Source organism: Mycobacterium sp. 20KCMC460, from assembly GCF_022179425.1.
Lineage (GTDB): Bacteria > Actinomycetota > Actinomycetes > Mycobacteriales > Mycobacteriaceae > Mycobacterium > Mycobacterium kiyosense.
On the sequence record NZ_AP025524.1, the window covers coordinates 6187923 to 6204323 of the forward strand.

The 16401-nt window shown below is 67.7% G+C and carries 17 protein-coding genes; 8 read left to right on the plus strand and 9 right to left on the minus strand.

Annotated features, from left to right (window positions below):
* Positions 1 to 72 precede the first annotated feature (72 nt).
* Complete coding sequence (acs, locus tag MKCMC460_RS28605; RefSeq protein ID WP_370653045.1) at positions 73 to 2064, plus strand: acetate--CoA ligase; 1992 nt, start codon at positions 73 to 75, stop codon at positions 2062 to 2064.
* 5 nt (positions 2065 to 2069) lie between these two features.
* Here acs and MKCMC460_RS28610 read toward each other — a convergent pair whose 3' ends face one another.
* Positions 2070 to 2741 (minus strand): S1 family peptidase, encoded by a 672-nt coding sequence (locus MKCMC460_RS28610; protein ID WP_236984461.1) that lies wholly within the window; start codon positions 2739 to 2741, stop codon positions 2070 to 2072.
* A 280-nt stretch (positions 2742 to 3021) separates the two neighbouring features.
* On the opposite strand from MKCMC460_RS28610, the gene MKCMC460_RS28615 reads away from it, so the two are divergent.
* Positions 3022 to 3540 (plus strand): phage holin family protein, encoded by a 519-nt coding sequence (locus MKCMC460_RS28615; RefSeq protein ID WP_236978634.1) that lies wholly within the window; start codon positions 3022 to 3024, stop codon positions 3538 to 3540.
* Entirely contained in the window at positions 3541 to 4497 is a 957-nt protein-coding gene (locus MKCMC460_RS28620) for an alpha/beta fold hydrolase (protein WP_236978636.1), read from the plus strand.
* Here the strand turns inward: MKCMC460_RS28620 and marP are convergent.
* Genes marP through nth form a run of 4 tightly spaced genes read right to left on the minus strand, consistent with a single transcriptional unit; the run spans position 4490 to position 7770 of the window.
* A complete protein-coding gene (gene marP / locus MKCMC460_RS28625; protein ID WP_236984464.1) occupies positions 4490 to 5683 on the minus strand; it encodes an acid resistance serine protease MarP in 1194 nt (397 codons plus the stop codon). The two genes, MKCMC460_RS28620 and marP, sit on opposite strands and share 8 nt — an antisense overlap.
* 5 nt (positions 5684 to 5688) lie before the next feature.
* Entirely contained in the window at positions 5689 to 6471 is a 783-nt protein-coding gene (locus MKCMC460_RS28630) for a CoA pyrophosphatase (protein WP_236978637.1), read from the minus strand.
* Complete coding sequence (locus MKCMC460_RS28635; RefSeq protein ID WP_236984466.1) at positions 6458 to 7042, minus strand: TlpA disulfide reductase family protein; 585 nt, start codon at positions 7040 to 7042, stop codon at positions 6458 to 6460. The genes MKCMC460_RS28630 and MKCMC460_RS28635 overlap by 14 nt, the downstream gene beginning before the upstream one ends.
* 47 nt (positions 7043 to 7089) lie before the next feature.
* Positions 7090 to 7770, minus strand: a complete 681-nt coding sequence (nth, locus tag MKCMC460_RS28640; RefSeq protein ID WP_236984468.1) for an endonuclease III — start codon at positions 7768 to 7770, stop codon at positions 7090 to 7092.
* A 161-nt stretch (positions 7771 to 7931) separates the two neighbouring features.
* Here nth and MKCMC460_RS28645 point away from each other — a divergent pair, with 161 nt between their 5' ends.
* Entirely contained in the window at positions 7932 to 8339 is a 408-nt protein-coding gene (locus tag MKCMC460_RS28645) for a hypothetical protein (RefSeq protein ID WP_236978638.1), read from the plus strand.
* Positions 8340 to 8447: 108 nt separating this feature from the next.
* The gene (gene crp / locus MKCMC460_RS28650; RefSeq protein ID WP_036362963.1) at positions 8448 to 9122 is read left to right on the plus strand and encodes a cAMP-activated global transcriptional regulator CRP; all 675 of its coding nucleotides are present in this window, start codon (positions 8448 to 8450) and stop codon (positions 9120 to 9122) included.
* A 15-nt stretch (positions 9123 to 9137) separates the two neighbouring features.
* On the opposite strand, the gene MKCMC460_RS28655 is transcribed toward crp, so the two are convergent.
* From MKCMC460_RS28655 to MKCMC460_RS28665, 3 genes are read right to left on the minus strand one after another with little or no spacing between them, the layout of a single operon-like run.
* The gene (locus MKCMC460_RS28655; protein ID WP_236978639.1) at positions 9138 to 9926 is read right to left on the minus strand and encodes an MBL fold metallo-hydrolase; all 789 of its coding nucleotides are present in this window, start codon (positions 9924 to 9926) and stop codon (positions 9138 to 9140) included.
* A 6-nt stretch (positions 9927 to 9932) separates the two neighbouring features.
* The gene (locus MKCMC460_RS28660) at positions 9933 to 10388 is read right to left on the minus strand and encodes a RidA family protein (protein ID WP_236978640.1); all 456 of its coding nucleotides are present in this window, start codon (positions 10386 to 10388) and stop codon (positions 9933 to 9935) included.
* Entirely contained in the window at positions 10385 to 10546 is a 162-nt protein-coding gene (locus MKCMC460_RS28665; protein ID WP_099051178.1) for a DUF4177 domain-containing protein, read from the minus strand. Before MKCMC460_RS28665 ends, MKCMC460_RS28660 begins: the two co-directional genes overlap by 4 nt.
* Before the next feature lie 40 nt (positions 10547 to 10586).
* Between MKCMC460_RS28665 and MKCMC460_RS28670 the strand changes: the two genes are divergently transcribed.
* Together MKCMC460_RS28670 and MKCMC460_RS28675 are read left to right on the plus strand one after the other, a co-directional pair.
* Positions 10587 to 11609: an ArsA family ATPase gene (locus tag MKCMC460_RS28670; RefSeq protein WP_236978641.1), complete on the plus strand. Its 1023-nt coding sequence runs from the start codon at positions 10587 to 10589 to the stop codon at positions 11607 to 11609.
* Between the two features lie 2 nt (positions 11610 to 11611).
* Complete coding sequence (locus tag MKCMC460_RS28675; RefSeq protein WP_370653046.1) at positions 11612 to 12745, plus strand: ArsA family ATPase; 1134 nt, start codon at positions 11612 to 11614, stop codon at positions 12743 to 12745.
* Between the two features lie 510 nt (positions 12746 to 13255).
* Here MKCMC460_RS28675 and MKCMC460_RS28680 read toward each other — a convergent pair.
* Entirely contained in the window at positions 13256 to 13606 is a 351-nt protein-coding gene (locus MKCMC460_RS28680) for a WhiB family transcriptional regulator (protein WP_236978643.1), read from the minus strand.
* 359 nt (positions 13607 to 13965) lie between these two features.
* Here MKCMC460_RS28680 and ponA2 point away from each other — a divergent pair, with 359 nt between their 5' ends.
* On the plus strand, positions 13966 to 16392 hold the full coding sequence (gene ponA2, locus MKCMC460_RS28685; RefSeq protein ID WP_236978654.1) for a transglycosylase/D,D-transpeptidase PonA2: 2427 nt from the start codon (positions 13966 to 13968) through the stop codon (positions 16390 to 16392).
* Positions 16393 to 16401 lie beyond the last annotated feature (9 nt).

Below are 16401 nucleotides of genomic sequence, written 5' to 3' on the forward strand. Positions count from 1 at the left end.
GACCTTAAGGGGTGCGCCGCCCGAGCCCCGGTCGCGGCGGAAGATGTACGCCAGGTGACCGGGAATTGAAGGATGACCGCCGGTGCCGGGTGCGGTATTACGCTCACACCCGTGACCACCACCGATGCCGAACACCCCACGGCCTATCCGCCCCCGACGCAGTTCGCCGAGCAGGCCAACGCCCGGGCCGCGCTCTACGACCAGGCCGAGCAGGACCGCCTGGCGTTCTGGGCCGAACAAGCCGAGCGGCTGACCTGGGACACTCCCCACACCGAGGTGCTGGACTGGTCGGACGCGCCGTTCGCCAAGTGGTTCGTCGGGGGAAAGCTCAACGTCGCTTACAACTGCGTGGACCGCCACGTCGAGGCCGGCAACGGGGATCGGGTCGCCATCCACTGGGTCGGCGAGCCGGAGGGCCACGAGCGCACGCTGACCTACGCGGACCTGCAGCGGGAGGTCGCTAAGGCGGCCAACGCGCTGGCCGGCCTGGGCCTGGTCGCCGGGGACCGGGTGGCCATCTACCTACCGCTCATCCCGGAAGCCGTGATCGCGATGCTGGCCTGCGCCCGGCTGGGCATCATGCACACGGTGGTGTTCGGCGGCTTCACCGCGCACGCGCTGCGGGCCCGCATCGCCGACGCCCAGGCCAAGCTGCTGATCACCGCCGACGGTCAGTTCCGCCGCGGCCACCCGGCTCCGCTCAAGGAGGCCGCCGACGAGGCCGTCTCGGTCGAGGACAGTCCCGTCGAGAACGTGATCGTGGTGCGGCGCACCGGAATAGACGTGGAATGGAACGACGACCGCGACCTGTGGTGGCACGAGGTGGTCGACGAAGCGTCGCCCGAACACACCCCGGAGGCGTTCGACGCCGAGCAACCGCTGTTCCTGCTGTACACCTCCGGCACCACCGGAACGCCCAAGGGCATCGTGCACACCAGCGGCGGCTACCTGACCCAGTGCGCGTACACCATGCACGCCGTCTTCGACGTCAAACCGGAGCGTGACGTGTTCTGGTGCACGGCCGACATCGGCTGGGTCACCGGGCACACCTACGGCGTCTACGGTCCGCTGTCCAACGGCGTCACCGAGGTGCTCTACGAGGGCACCCCCAACACACCCAGCGAGCACCGGCATTTCGAGATCATCGAAAAGTACGGCGTCACAATCTATTACACAGCGCCGACGCTGATCCGTACGTTCATGAAGTGGGGCCGGGAGATCCCCGACGCGCATGACCTGTCCAGCATCCGGCTGCTGGGTTCGGTCGGCGAGATCATCAACCCCGAAGCGTGGCGCTGGTACCGCGACGTCATCGGCGGCGGACGCGTGCCCGTCGTCGACACCTGGTGGCAGACCGAGACGGGTGCGGCGATGATCTCCCCGCTGCCCGGTGTCAGCAAGGCCAAGCCCGGCTCGGCGATGACCCCGCTGCCGGGCATCTCGGCCAAAATCGTCGACGATCACGGCGAGCCGCTACCGCCGGACGAGGACGGCGAGACACACGTCACCGGCTATCTCGTCCTGGATCAGCCGTGGCCGTCGATGCTGCGCGGCATCTGGGGCGACCCGGAGCGGTACCGCAGGACGTACTGGTCGAAGTACCCCGAGCACGGCTATTACTTCGCCGGTGACGGCGCCCGGTTCGACCCCGACGGCGACATCTGGGTGCTGGGCCGCATCGACGACGTGATGAATATTTCCGGGCACCGCATCTCCACCGCCGAGGTGGAGTCCGCGCTGGTCGGGCACCCGGGGGTGGCCGAGGCGGCGGTGGTCGGGGTCACCGACGACACCACCGGCCAGGCAATCTGCGCGTTCGTGGTGTTGCGCGGCAACTACGAGGCCACCGACGGCACCGTCGAGGAACTGCGTGCCGAGGTCGCCCACGAGATCTCGCCGATCGCCAAGCCGCGCGAAGTCCATGTGGTGCCGGAGTTGCCGAAGACCCGCAGCGGCAAGATCATGCGCCGGTTGCTGCGCGACATCGCCGAGAACCGCGAGCTGGGCGACACCTCGACGCTGCTGGATCCCAATGTGTTCGACGCGATCCGCGAGGCCAAGTAAGCGCGTCAGGAAATCGGCACGAAACCGGAGCCGGGCCGGTTCTTGGCGACGATGTCGGCCAGGTCGGCGTTGATCGACATCACCACCGCCGGCGTGTGCAGCGGAATGTATTTGGTGATGCAGCTGGGCAGGCTGTCGCTGAAGGCGCCGTGGATCATGCCGACCAGCTGGCTGTCCACCGTGACCGGCGCCCCGGAGTCGCCGGGCCCACCGCACACCTGCATCAGGATGGTGCCCGGGTCCTGGCCGGGTCCCCAGGTCACGCCGCACGAGTTACCGGTGGTGCGGCCCTGCTTGCAGGCGACCTGTCCGAACGTCGGGTCGGGTCCGATGCCGTTGATGGCGAAGCCGTTCAGGTTGGCCACCGGCGTCACCTTGGCCGGGTCGAACTTGATGACCGCGTAGTCGAGGCTGTCGTTGCCGGCGACCATGGTGCCCACCGGACCCCGGTTCTCGGCGTCCTCGGCAGCGACGGGAGCGCCCGGGCCGCCGCAGTGCGCCGAGGTGAAACCGATCAGGTCACCACGATTGTCGTGGCCGATCGCGGTCAGCGTGCACAGCGTGCCGGTGTTGACGACGATGCCCGCGCCACCACCCAGCGGCACCTTCTCGTCGGCGTTGGCGGTGCCGGCCGGCGCCAGCAGCAGGCCCAGGAACACGGCCAGGACGGCCGCGATGGCGGGTACGGGGCCGCTAGGCGCCTTCGGCAAAGTATTACTCCCGTCGGGATTTTGAACCTGGAGAAAGTTCGGAGACCAGTGCGTCAGTGTAGAGGATCGTCCCATGGCGGCCGGGGCCGTTCCGAGCAGCCGACAACCTCAGTTCGCGGGCCGATCCGGCGTCGTTCACGGACGGTTCGGCTGGCCTCGTCCGGCAACGGTTCACATGGCAACATAAGCGGCGACGCGGCGCGCCGGTGGGGCGCTGGACGAAGGCGTGAAACGGAGAGGACCGTCTGTGAGCAAACCCGATAAGAACGGTGTGCCCAACACGCTGACCACGATCCCGCTGGCCGACCCGCACGCCCGGGCCGGTGAGCCGACGGTGGGCGACCTGATCAAGGATGCGACCACGCAGATGTCGACGCTGGTGCGCGCCGAGGTCGAGTTGGCCCGCGCCGAGATCACCCGGGACGTGAAGAAAGGCCTGACCGGCAGCGTCTTCTTCATCTCCGCGCTGGTCGTCCTGTTCTACTCCACCTTCTTTCTGTTCTTCTTCCTGGCCGAACTGCTCGACACCTGGCTGTGGCGCTGGGTGGCGTTCCTGATCGTCTTCGCGATCATGGTCGTGGTCACCGCGGTGCTGGCACTGCTGGGCTTCCTGAAGGTGCGCCGGATCCGGGGGCCGAGCAAGACCATCGAATCGGTGAAGGAATTGCCCAGCGCGTTCACGCCGGGTCACGACAAGACGCCGTCGACCTCGAACGTCCCGGCGATCACCTCGGACAAGACACCCACCGATCCCTCGGGTTGGTAGATGCCGGCTCCAGATCCGTCGATGGTCCGCATCGGCGGGCCTTGGCGCCATCTGGACGTGCACGCCAACGGTATCCGGTTCCATGTCGTCGAGGCTGTTGCCGACGATGTGGAGGCTGGTGTGCCGGCCACCGCGCGGCCGCTGGTCATCCTGCTGCACGGGTTCGGCTCGTTCTGGTATTCCTGGCGCCACCAGTTGCGGGAGTTGCGCGGGGCCCGGGTGGTCGCGGTCGACCTGCGCGGCTACGGCGGCAGCGACAAACCGCCGCGCGGCTATGACGGCTGGACGCTGGCCGGCGACACCGCCGGGTTGATCCGCGCGCTCGGGCATTCCTCGGCGACGCTGATCGGCCACGCCGACGGCGGGCTGGCCTGCTGGGCCACCGCGCTGCTGCATTCGCGGCTGGTCCGCGCCATCGCCCTGGTCAGTTCGCCGCACCCGGCCGCATTGCGGCGAGCCACGCTGACCCGCCGCGACCAGGGTCGCGCGCTGCTGCCCACACTGCTGCGTTACCAGACGCCGCTGTTTCCCGAGCGGCTACTGACCAGGAACAACGGCGCCGAGATCGAACGGCTGGTGCGTAGCCGCAGCAGTGCCAAATGGGTTGCCTCCGAGGATTTTTCGCAATCCGTCGACTACCTGCGCCAGGCCATCCGGATCCCGGGGGCCGCGCATTGTGCGCTGGAGTATCAGCGGTGGGCGGTGCGCAGCCAGCTGCGCACCGAAGGCCACCGTTTCATCAAGTCGACCGTGGCACCCCTCGGCGTGCCGCTGCTGCACATTCGCGGCGACGCCGACCCCTACGTGCTGGCCGCGCCCGTCGAGGGGACCCAGCGCTACGCGCCGCACGGACGCTATATATCTGTGGCCGGCGCCGGGCATTTCAGCCACGAAGAGGCTCCGCAGGAGATCAACCGGCACCTGATGAGGTTCCTCGATCAGCAGCGGGTCAGGTGACGCAGGCGCCGGTGTTGACCTGCTGGGTGGCGCCGATCTTGGTCAGCTGACTGTTCACTTCCTCGGCGGTCAACACGAAGCCGGTGTCGGCGTCGTCGACCGCGGCGCCGAACACCACGCCGAGCACGCGACCGTTCAGGTCGATCAGCGGCCCGCCCGAATCTCCTTGTTCCACATTGGCTCTGATCGTGTAGACGTCGCGGGTCACCTGCTGCGGGCTGTGGTAGATGTCGGGTCCGCTGAGCTTGATGATCTCCCGGATCCGGGCCGGGGTGGCAGTGAAGTTGCCGCCGCCCGGGTAACCGAGGACAACCACGTCGGTGCCGGTCTTGGCCGGGGCGGTGGCGAACTCGAGTGGCGCCGACGGCAGTCCCGGCACGGCGAGTATGGCGATGTCCACCTGAGGGTCGTAGGACACCACGGTGGCGTTGTAATCCTTGCCCGCCACCTGCAGCGAGACATTGTTGGATCCGGCCACCACGTGCGCGTTAGTCATCACCCGCTCCGGAGCGATCACGAAGCCGGTGCCCTCCAAGATCTTCTGGCAGCTCGGCGCCATGCTGCGGATCTTGACGACGCTGGGCGCGACGGTGGCGACCACCGGGTTGTTGGCCAGCGCCGGATCCGGCGAAGCGACCGGAATGATCGGGGTTCGGCTGAACGGCGGCAGCACCGCCGGCAGACCGGAGATGTTGAGCAGCGCCGAAAGCCGCTTGGGCACCGTCTTCAGCCAGGTCGGGGCCACCTCGTTGACTTCGGCGAGCACCCGCGAGCCACGGACCGCGGCGGCCAGCTCCGGCTGATCTTTGGACTGGGTCAGCGGTGTCGCCAGCAGCCAGGCCGCCGTGAGCACCACCACGAGCTGCAGCCCCACCCCGATCACCGAGTCGACCAGGCGGACCGGCCGGTTGCGGATCGCACTGCGCACGGCCCGGCCCAGCACCACGCCGGCGACCTCGCCGACCACCACCAGGGCCAGGATCACGAACAGCGCGGCGAACAGTTTGGCGCGCGGCGCCGAGATGTGGCCGACCAGGTGCGGCACCAGCAACACCCCGGCCATACCGCCGAGCACCACCCCCGCGAACGACAGCATGGAACCCAGTGCGCCGGACCGCCATCCGGAGATCGCGGCGATGAAGGCCACCGCCAGCACCGCGATGTCGAGCCACTGCGACGGGGTCATCGAGTTCATCGGTCGTCACCGACCAGCACCATCGCGTCATCCAGCTCGCGCAGGTCGTCGGTATCCCACGGCTGGGACCAGCCCGCGACGTCGAGCATCGCGGAGATCACCTGCCCGGTGAAGCCCCACACCAGCATCTGGTTCAGCAGAAACGCCGGCCCGGCCCAGCGCTTGCCCAACGTGCCGCGGTAGACCATCAGCCGATTCTCCGGGTTGATGAACGCGCGCACCGGGACCCGCGCCACGATCGCGGTCTCGGCGTCGTTGACAACGGTGACCGGCCCGGGATCCGGCGAGTACGCCAGCACCGGGACGACGTGGAAGTTCGACGGCGCGATGAACGTCCGTTCCATGGTGGCCAGCGCATGCAGTCGGGTGACGTCGATCCCGGTCTCCTCACGCGCTTCCCGCAGCGCGGTCGCGACGGGACCGTCGTCACCGGGATCCGATGCGCCGCCGGGGAAGGCCGCCTGCCCGGCGTGGTGGCGCAGCGTGGAGGCCCGCACGGTGAGCAGCAGGTCGGCGTCGTCGGGTACGCCGGTCTCGGCAGGGGTGTGGTGCGGTCCGGAGAAGAGCACCAGCACGGCGGCGTCCCGGCCGGTGCGGCGCAGCGACGACACCGATCTGGCCGCGGTCACCATGGCGAGAACGTCGGCCGGCAGGCGGCGGCGGTACGCGTCGGGGATCTGGTCGACGTTGTCGACGAGGGGCCGAAGCCACGGCGGGCCCACGTCCGGAGTCAGGGGAATCGCTGCGGTCACCGGCGCCTCCCTCCTAACCCGCGCCATCTCCTACCGCGGCCGCGATCTCGTCTGCACTGTCGAAAGCCCGCGGCAGGGTTTTCGCAACGCTACCGTCTGGCCGCAGCACCACCGTCGCGGGCATCACGTTAACCATCCGCAGCGCGGACGCCACCCGGCGGCGGCCGTCCTGCAGCGTCGGCAACCGAACGCCGAGCTCGGCCAACCGGAGCAGCGCGGCCGTCTCGTTCTCGTCCTGGTGCACCGTCAGCACCAGCACGTCGTCCCCGGCCCGCCGTTGATATTCGGCCATGGCGGGCAGTTCGGCAGTGCACGGCCCACACCAATACGCCCACAAATTGACCACCACGCGGCGCCCGGCCAGCGCTTTCGCCACGTCGACGGGAGCGCCGTCGGCCGCACACTCCACTACCACGCCGCGCAGTGCCGGCGGCCCGTCCCCGCTGCCGGGGGCGGGACAGGGCGGCAGCCCGGCGCGCTGGCGCGGGCCGGCCAGCGCCGCGGGGGTGTCGTCGTCGCGGTGTTCACGCAGGGCAGGCGCCGGGGTCCCGGACGGCGTGGTGTCGTCCCGCAGTTGGGCCACCAGGGCCGCCACCATCGCGGCGGCCACCGCCAGTATCGCGACGGTCCAGCGGACTCTGGGTGTCAAAGCCCGGCCAGGGCCAGCAGATGGTCGGTTTCCGGGCCGTTGACCAGGGGCGCGGCCAGCAGCGGTTCGGTGGGTCCCAGCCCGAAGGACGGGCAGTCCTTGGCCAGCACGCACACCCCGCACGCGGGTTTGCGGGCGTGGCAGACGCGGCGACCGTGGAAGATCACGCGGTGGCTGAGCAGCGTCCATTCTTTGCGCTCGATGAGTTCACCGACAGCGTGCTCCACCTTGACCGGGTCCTCTGCTGCGGTCCACCGCCACCGCCGCACCAGTCTGCCGAAGTGGGTGTCGACGGTGATGCCGGGAATGCCGAACGCGTTGCCCAGGATCACGTTGGCGGTCTTGCGGCCGACGCCCGGCAGTGTCACCAGTTCTTCCATGGTCTTGGGGACTTCGCCGTCGAACCGCTCGACGAGCGCTTGGCCCAGCCCGATCAGCGACGACGCCTTGTTGCGGTAGAAGCCGGTGGGACGGATCAGCGCCTCGAGTTCCTCGCGGTCGGCCTGCGCGTAATCCAGGGCCGTGCGGTAGCGGGCGAACAGCGCCGGCGTCGTCAGATTGACCCTTTTGTCGGTGCTCTGCGCGGACAGGATGGTGGCCACGGCCAGTTCCAGCGGCGAGGTGAAGTCCAGTTCGCAGTAGACGTGTGGAAAGGCTTGCGCCAGTGCGCGATTCATCCGCCGTGCCCGGCGCACCAAACCGGCGTGGGTCTCGGTCGCGAAGCGCTTGGCGAGCACCGGACCGGGCGGGACGGGCTTGGTTTTGGAACGCCCGGATGATTTCGCCGCTGTCACCTACGACAGAGTACTGATTTCGTAATCTCGCTGAGACCTTCGCAGTGTTTACTCTCCTTGTGTTGTGGTTGCTGGTGGCCTGCATTCCGGGGTTGCTGATGCTCGCGACGCTCGGGCTCGGGCGCTTGGAGAAGATGCTCGCCGAGGGCAGCGTGACGGCCACCGACGTCGCCGATTTTCTGGACCAGGCAGACGCAGTCGACATGCGCACGCTGGCACGGGAGGGCATGCCCGAGGCGCTGGAGTACCTGCACCGCCGCCAGGCGCTGGGTTTGGCGGCGGCCCCGCGGCCCAAGCAGCTGACCGGTCGCCATCACGCCGAGACATTGTTTGCCGTCGAATACGTCGGACGTATCGAATCGGGCGCGTCCGCCCGGCACGCGGCCGGCTTCGAGTCGATTTACCGGGCCAACGCACAGGTTACGGTGACTCGACACGTCAATCGTGTGTAGCGTTGGCAGGTCGCGCCGTTTGGCCTACCTTTAGACTCGTGTCGACCGTCACAGGTTGGCCTGCCCATATCAACTTCGTTAGAACCTGAACAGGCAAGAAGAGGCAACGTGGACGAGATCCTGGCAAGGGCAGGAATCTTCCAAGGGGTTGAACCCAGCGCAGTCGCTGCGTTGACCAAGCAGCTGCAGCCCGTTGATTTCCCCCGCGGACACACGGTTTTCGCTGAAGGCGAGCCGGGCGACCGGCTGTACATCATCGTCGCCGGCAAGGTGAAGATCGGTCGCCGCTCACCGGACGGCCGAGAGAACCTGCTCACCATCATGGGCCCGTCGGACATGTTCGGCGAGCTGTCCATCTTCGACCCGGGTCCCCGGACGTCCAGCGCGACGACGATCACCGAGGTACGCGCGGTTTCGATGGACCGTGATGCGCTGCGGGCCTGGATCGCCGACCGCCCGGAGATCGCCGAGCAGCTGTTACGCGTGCTGGCCCGCCGGCTGCGCCGTACCAACAACAACCTGGCTGACCTGATCTTCACCGACGTGCCGGGCCGGGTGGCCAAGCAGCTGTTGCAGCTCGCTCAGCGGTTCGGCACCCAGGAGGGTGGCGCGATGCGGGTGACCCACGACCTGACCCAGGAGGAGATCGCCCAGCTGGTGGGCGCGTCGCGGGAGACGGTGAACAAGGCGCTGGCCGACTTCGCGCACCGCGGCTGGATTCGCCTGGAGGGCAAGAGCGTGCTCATCTCGGACTCGGAGCGACTGGCCCGCCGGGCTCGCTGACCCGTCGAGCCCTGCTCAGCCGCGCAGGTGGTCCAGCTGCACCTGCACCGACCATTCGGCGGCGTCCCACAGTTTCTCGTCGACGTCGGTGTAGACGTGCTCGACCACCTGCCGCGCACCGGCGTCCTCGCCGAGTTCGCGCAGGGCGGCGCGCACCTGCTCCAGCCGCTCCTGCCGATGCGCCAGGTATCCCTGCGCGACGGCTTCCAGATCGGGCAGCTCCGGCCCGTGCCCGGGTAATACCGCTCGGGCGCCCAGCCCGCGCAACCGGTGCAGCGATTCCAGATACGCGGTCAGGTTGCCGTCTTCTTTGTCCATCACGGTGGTGCCGCGACCCAGCACAGTGTCGGCGGTCAGGACCGCATCCTCGAGCACGAACGACAACGAGTCGGCGGTGTGCCCGGGGGTGGACATCACCTTGATCTTCACTCCGGCGGCGTCGATCACTTCACCGTCGATCAGGTGGCCGCCGAGTCCGCGCAGGAAACCGCTGCCTGCCGAGCGCACCGTTGCCCCGGTCAAGTCGACCAGCTTGTCGATGCCGTCGGTGTGGTCGACGTGACGATGGCTGATCAGCACCAGGGTGATGCGGCCCAGCGCGGCAACCCGGGCAATGTGCTCGTCGTCGTCGGGGCCGGGATCCACGATCACCAGCTCGTCGCTGCGCGGGCCGCGCAACACCCAGGTGTTGGTGCCCTCCAGCGTCATCAGCCCGGGGTTGTCGCACAGCAGCACCGAGACGGTGTCGGTGACGGGGCGCAGCTGACCGTAGGCGGGATGGGTGAGCGCTGTCGTGTCGGGCATCGGCCGCTAACCGACCTCCACGATGAGCTCCACCTCCACCGGCGCGTCCAGCGGCAGTTCGGCCACACCGACGGCCGAGCGCGCGTGCTTGCCGGCGTCGCCGAACACTTCGGCCAGCAACTCGGAGGCCCCGTTGACGACGCCCGGCTGGCCGTGGAAGCCCGGCGCGGAGGCGACGAATCCGACCACCTTGACCACTTGGGTCACCGCGTCGAGACCGACCAGCGCATCGACGGCGGCCAACGCGTTGAGCGCGCAGGTGCGTGCCAGCGACTTGCCGACATCGGGGGCCACGCCGGCGCCGACCTTGCCGGTGCCGGTCAGCTTGCCGTCCACGAACGGCAACTGGCCCGCGGTGTAGACGAGGTTGCCGGTGCGCACGGCGGGAACATAGGCCGCCAGCGGTGCGACCACCTGCGGCAGTTCCAGGCCGAGTTCGTGCAGCCGGGCTTTGGCGCTCACTTAGGGCGCTTCAGATAGGCGACGTGCTGTTCGCCGGTGGGTCCGGGCAGCACCGACACCAGTTCCCAGCCGTCGGCGCCCCACTGATCGAGGATCTGTTTGGTGGCGTGGGTGAGCAGCGGAACCGTGGCGTACTCCCATGTGGTGGGTTGGGTCATGCCGCGAGCTTATCGGCCAAACCGGTAGGGCTAGCATGCGATGGTGGCAAACACATCGAGCGGCGGTAGCTCCGTCGGGTGGCCGTCGCGGTTGTCCAAGGCCCGCCTCCATTTCGTCACCGGCAAGGGCGGCACCGGGAAGTCGACGATCGCGGCAGCGCTGGCACTGACCCTGGCCGCGGGCGGCCGCAAGGTGTTGTTGGTGGAAGTCGAAGGGCGCCAAGGCATTGCGCAACTCTTCGACGTGCCGCCGCTGCCCTACCAGGAAGTCAAGATCGCCACGGCCGAACGCGGCGGCCAGGTCAACGCGCTGGCGATCGAGCTCGAGGCGGCATTCCTGGAGTACCTGGACATGTTCTACAACCTGGGCCTGGCGGGTCGCGCGATGCGCCGGATCGGCGCCATCGAGTTCGCGACGACGATCGCACCCGGCCTGCGTGACGTGCTGCTCACCGGCAAGATCAAGGAGACGGTGATCCGGCTCGACAAGAACAAACGGCCGCTGTACGACGCGATCGTCGTCGATGCGCCGCCCACCGGTCGCATCGCCAGGTTCCTGGATGTCACCAAAGCGGTTTCGGACCTGGCCAAAGGGGGCCCGGTGCACTCGCAGGCCGAGGGTGTGGTGAAGCTGCTGCACTCCGACCAGACCGCCATCCACCTGGTGACGCTGCTGGAAGCGCTGCCGGTGCAGGAAACGCTGGAAGCCATCGAGGAACTCGCCGAGATGCAGCTGCCGATCGGGAGCGTGATCGTGAACCGCAACATTCCCGCGTTTCTCGACGCCGGGGACTTGGCCAAGGCCGCCGAGGGGGTCGTGGACGCGGACTCGGTGCGCGCCGGGCTGGCCACCGCCGGCATCGAACTCGACGACGACGATTTCGCCGGTCTGCTGACCGAGACCATCGAGCACGCCACCCGGATAGCTGCCCGCGCCGAGACCGCGCAACAGCTCGACGCGCTGCAGGTGCCACGGCTGGAGTTGCCGACCATCGCCGACGGCGTCGACCTGGGCAGCCTGTATGAACTTTCCGAAGTGCTTGCACAGCAAGGGGTTCGATGAACATGACGCACCCGCATAAACCCGAAACCCTTGACATGGCAGCACTTCTGGCCGACACGTCCAATCGTGTGGTGGTGTGCTGCGGCGCGGGCGGCGTCGGTAAGACCACGACCGCGGCGGCGATCGCGCTGCGGGCGGCCGAATACGGCCGCACCGTGGTCGTTTTGACCATCGACCCGGCCAAGCGACTCGCACAAGCGTTGGGCGTCAACGACCTTGGCAATACGCCACAACGGGTGCCGTTGGCTCCGGAGGTGCCCGGCGAGCTGCACGCGATGATGCTCGACATGCGCCGCACGTTCGACGAGATGGTGGTGCAGTACTCGGGATCCGATCGGGCGCAATCGATTCTGGACAATCAGTTCTATCAGACCGTCGCCACGTCACTGGCCGGCACGCAAGAGTACATGGCCATGGAGAAACTGGGGCAGTTGCTGGCTCAGGACCGCTGGGACCTGGTGGTGGTGGACACCCCGCCGTCGCGCAACGCGCTGGACTTCCTGGACGCTCCCAAACGGCTGGGCAGCTTCATGGACAGCCGGCTGTGGCGACTGCTGCTGGCGCCCGGCCGGGGCATCGGCCGCCTGGTGACCGGGGCGATGGGGTTGGCGATGAAGGCGATGTCGACAATTCTGGGCTCGCAGATGCTCGGCGACGCCGCGGCGTTCGTGCAGTCCCTGGACGCCACCTTCGGCGGCTTCCGCGAGAAGGCCGAACGCACCTACTCATTGCTCAAGCGCCGCGGCACCCAATTCGTGGTGGTGTCGGCCGCGGAGCCCGACGCGCTTCGCGAAGCGTCGTTCTTTGTCGACCGGCTGTCTCAGGAAGGTATGCCGCTGGCGGGACTGGTGCTGAACCGTACCCACCCGACGCTGTGCTCGTTGCCGGTCGAGCGGGCCATTGACGCCGTCGAGAAGCTGGAGGCCGACGATTCGGAGACGGCATCCTTGGCCGCCGCAGTGCTGCAGATCCATGCCGACCGCGCGCAGACAGCAAAGCGGGAGGTCCGGCTGTTGTCCCGGTTCACCGGCGCCAACCCGCACGTTCCCGTCATCGGCGTGCCGTCACTGCCGTTCGACGTGTCGGATCTGGATGCGTTGCGCGCCCTGGCCGACCAGATCACGTCGGTCGGCTAACTCCCGAAATCGGTTTCACCTGCGGTGATGGGTCTGACTACCCGCGTTATTTGACGCCGATGCAATGGTAACGGCCGTCGCCGTGCCCGTTCACCCCGGTAAATAGCGCCCTGACCTGCGTAAACAGCGGATCCCGGTTAGTTTGCTGGGCTATCGTGTAATAGAAATGTAATGATGAATACGCCAGGCCGAACGTCGTCCGACTCCGCTAGCTGAGCGCCCCGCCTAGGGTCGGCATCCTGCCGGGGACGGGCCTGACCGGCCGAGCCGCGTTTCGTCGCCGCGGTCACGGGGAGCCGCTCCGCATACCCGGCGAGCTGCGACGATATGGCCTCACCGCAGCGTTATTCGACGCTGGTTCAACGGCGCCCAATAACGGCGCATCGGTCAGCAAGCCAAAAAATGCCTACTGAGCTGCGAAAACAGCGTCATAGCACGCCGACTCCGAGGCATGCTGTAACGGAAATGAAATGATGAACGGGGTTGCCCGCCGGGGGTTCAGACCGGTTGTCAGATGATGCTGCGCCGCTTGCGCTTGTCGAAGTAGTCCGACCACGAGACAACCTCGGGGTGCTGCTTGAGCAGAGCCCGGCGCTGACGCTCGGTCATCCCGCCCCAGACGCCGAATTCGACCTTGTTGTCCAGGGCGTCAGCACCGCATTCCTGCATGACCGGGCAGTGCCGGCAGATGACCGCGGCCTTGCGCTGCGCGGCGCCTCGTACGAAGAGTTCGTCGGGATCGGTCGTCCGGCACAACGCCTGCGATACCCAGGCAATGCGGTCGTCCGCCTCGACGCTGCGCAGCAGGTTGCCGGTGGACGTTAAGTTCGTCTTGCGTGCGCCCGGGCTTGTTCCTGACACGAGCTGATCCCTTCCTTTCGGTCGCTAGCGGCGACCGCCCTCCTCGGGTACCAGCCAAGGTGCGATTTGAGACACTCCGCGCGCATCGCTGTTACCTGAATCTCACTGCGTATATAAGTTAGGTGGTCGAGCGCCAATTGCGCAACAGTACGATAACGCTTTTTCTGGCACAACCGTCCCGTCTTCGGTCGGCCAGCCGGGCAAAACGATCCAACTCGTCCCTTTTTGTGGCCCTGACCTGTGCCATCGGCGCGACCGCGACGACCACCTCGGCGGCAAACCTGTTCAACACCTGCTGAAGAATTTTTTTCCACCCGCGCGGCGTGGGCACGTGACGAAGGGCCGCTACTGTAGTACGCATGTCCGAGCGCCCCCCGGTCGCACTCACGCTGGCGAAGCTGGCAGGGTGCTGTCTGCTGGCCAGCGTCGTCGCCACCGCGCTGATGTTTCCATTTGCCGGCGGGGTGGGCTTGATGTCCAACCGGGCCTCCGAGGTCGTCGCCAACGGCTCGGCGCAGCTCCTCGAGGGCCAGGTCCCTGCCGTGTCGACGATGGTCGACGCCAAGGGCAACGTCATCGCCTGGCTGTACTCCCAGCGCCGCTTCGAAGTGCCGTCGGACAAGATCGCCAACACCATGAAGCTGGCGATCGTGTCCATCGAGGACAAGCGGTTCGCCGATCACAACGGCGTGGACTGGAAAGGCACGCTGACCGGGCTGGCCGGCTATGCGTCCGGCGACACCGGCACCCGCGGCGGCTCCACGATCGAGCAGCAGTACATCAAGAACTACCAACTGCTCGTCACCGCGCAGACCGACGCGGAGAAACGCGCGGCCGTGGAGACCACGCCCGCGCGTAAACTGCGCGAGATCCGGATGGCGCTCACGCTGGACAAAACCTTCACCAAACCGGAGATCCTGACCCGCTACCTCAACCTGGTGTCCTTCGGCAACAACTCCTTCGGAATTCAGGACGCGGCGCAGACCTACTTCGGCGTCAACGCCATCGACCTGAACTGGCAGCAGGCCGCACTGCTGGCCGGCATGGTGCAGTCGACCAGCACCTTGAACCCGTACACCAACCCCGAAGGCGCGCTGGCCCGGCGCAACCTGGTGCTGGACACCATGATCGAGAACATCCCCGACCAGGCCGACGCGCTGCGGGCGGCCAAGGCCCAGCCGCTGGGGGTGCTGCCGCAGCCCAACGAGTTGCCCCGGGGCTGCATCGCGGCCGGCGATCGCGCGTTCTTCTGCGACTACGTCCAGGAGTACCTGTCGCGCGCCGGGATCAGTAAGGAGCAGGTGGCCAGGGGCGGCTACCTGATCCGCACCACGCTGGATCCCGACGTCCAGATTCCGGTGAAAGCGGCCATCGACAAGTTCGCCCCACCCACCCTGAGCGGCATCTCGAGCGTGATGAGCGTGATCCTGCCGGGCAAGACCTCGCACAAGGTGGTGGCGATGGCCAGCAACCGTAAATACGGTCTGGACACCGAGGCCGGCGAAACCATGCGCCCCCAGCCCTTCTCGCTGGTCGGCGACGGCGCCGGGTCCATCTTCAAGTTGTTCACCACGGCCGCGGCCATGGATATGGGGATGGGCATCAACACCAACCTCGAAGTGCCCGGGCGGTTCCAGGCCAAGGGGCTGGGTAGCGGTGGCGCCAAAGGATGCCCGAAGGACACCTGGTGCGTGGTCAACGCCGGCAACTATCGCGGCTCGATGAACGTGACCGAGGCGCTGGCCACGTCGCCCAACACCGCGTTCGCCAAGCTGATCTCGCAGATCGGCGTATCGCCCGCGGTCGACATGGCCATCAAGCTGGGCCTGCGGTCCTACGCCAACCCCGGCACCGCACGCGACTACAACCCGGACAGCAACGAGAGCCTGGCCGACTTCGTCAAGCGCCAGAACATCGGCTCATTCACCCTGGGCCCCATCGAGGTCAACGCGCTGGAACTGTCCAACGTGGCAGCGACGCTGGCCTCCGGTGGCATGTGGTGCCCGCCCAACCCGATCGACAAGCTGATCGACCGCAACGGCAACGAGGTGTCCGTCACCACCGAGACCTGCGAGCAGGTGGTGCCCGAGGGGCTGGCGAACACGCTGGCCAACGCGATGAGCAAGGACGCGGTGGGTGGTGGCACGGCGGCGGGCTCGGCCGGTGCGGCCGGCTGGAATCTGCCGATGTCCGGGAAGACGGGCACCACCGAGGCGCACCGCTCGTCGGGCTTCGTCGGATTCACCAACCGCTACGCGGCCGCCAACTACATCTACGACGACTCGCCGTCGCCGACCGATCTGTGCTCCGCCCCGCTGCGGCACTGCGGCAGCGGCGACCTGTACGGCGGTAACGAGCCGGCGCGCACCTGGTTCACCGCGCTGCAGCCGATCGCGAACAACTTCGGTGAAGTCCACCTGCCGCCCACCGATCCGCGGTACGTGGAGGGTTCGCCGGCCGGCCGGGTGCCCAGCGTGGCCGGCCTCGACCTCGAGCAGGCCCGCCAGCGGCTGCGGGACGCCGGCTTCCGGGTCGCCGACCAGCCGAACTCGGTCAACAGCAGCGCCAAGTACGGCGAAGTCGTCGGGACCTCGCCCAGCGGCCAGACGATCCCCGGTTCGATCATCACCATCCAGATCAGCAACGGCATCCCGCCGCCACCGCCGCCACCGCCGGAGGGTCTGCCGCCGGAGGTGGTCGGATCGCAGGTCGTGGAGATACCCGGCCTGCCGCCCATCACCATTCCGCTGCTGGCCCCGCCGCCACCGGCGCCGCCGCCTCCGTAATCCCTGTTC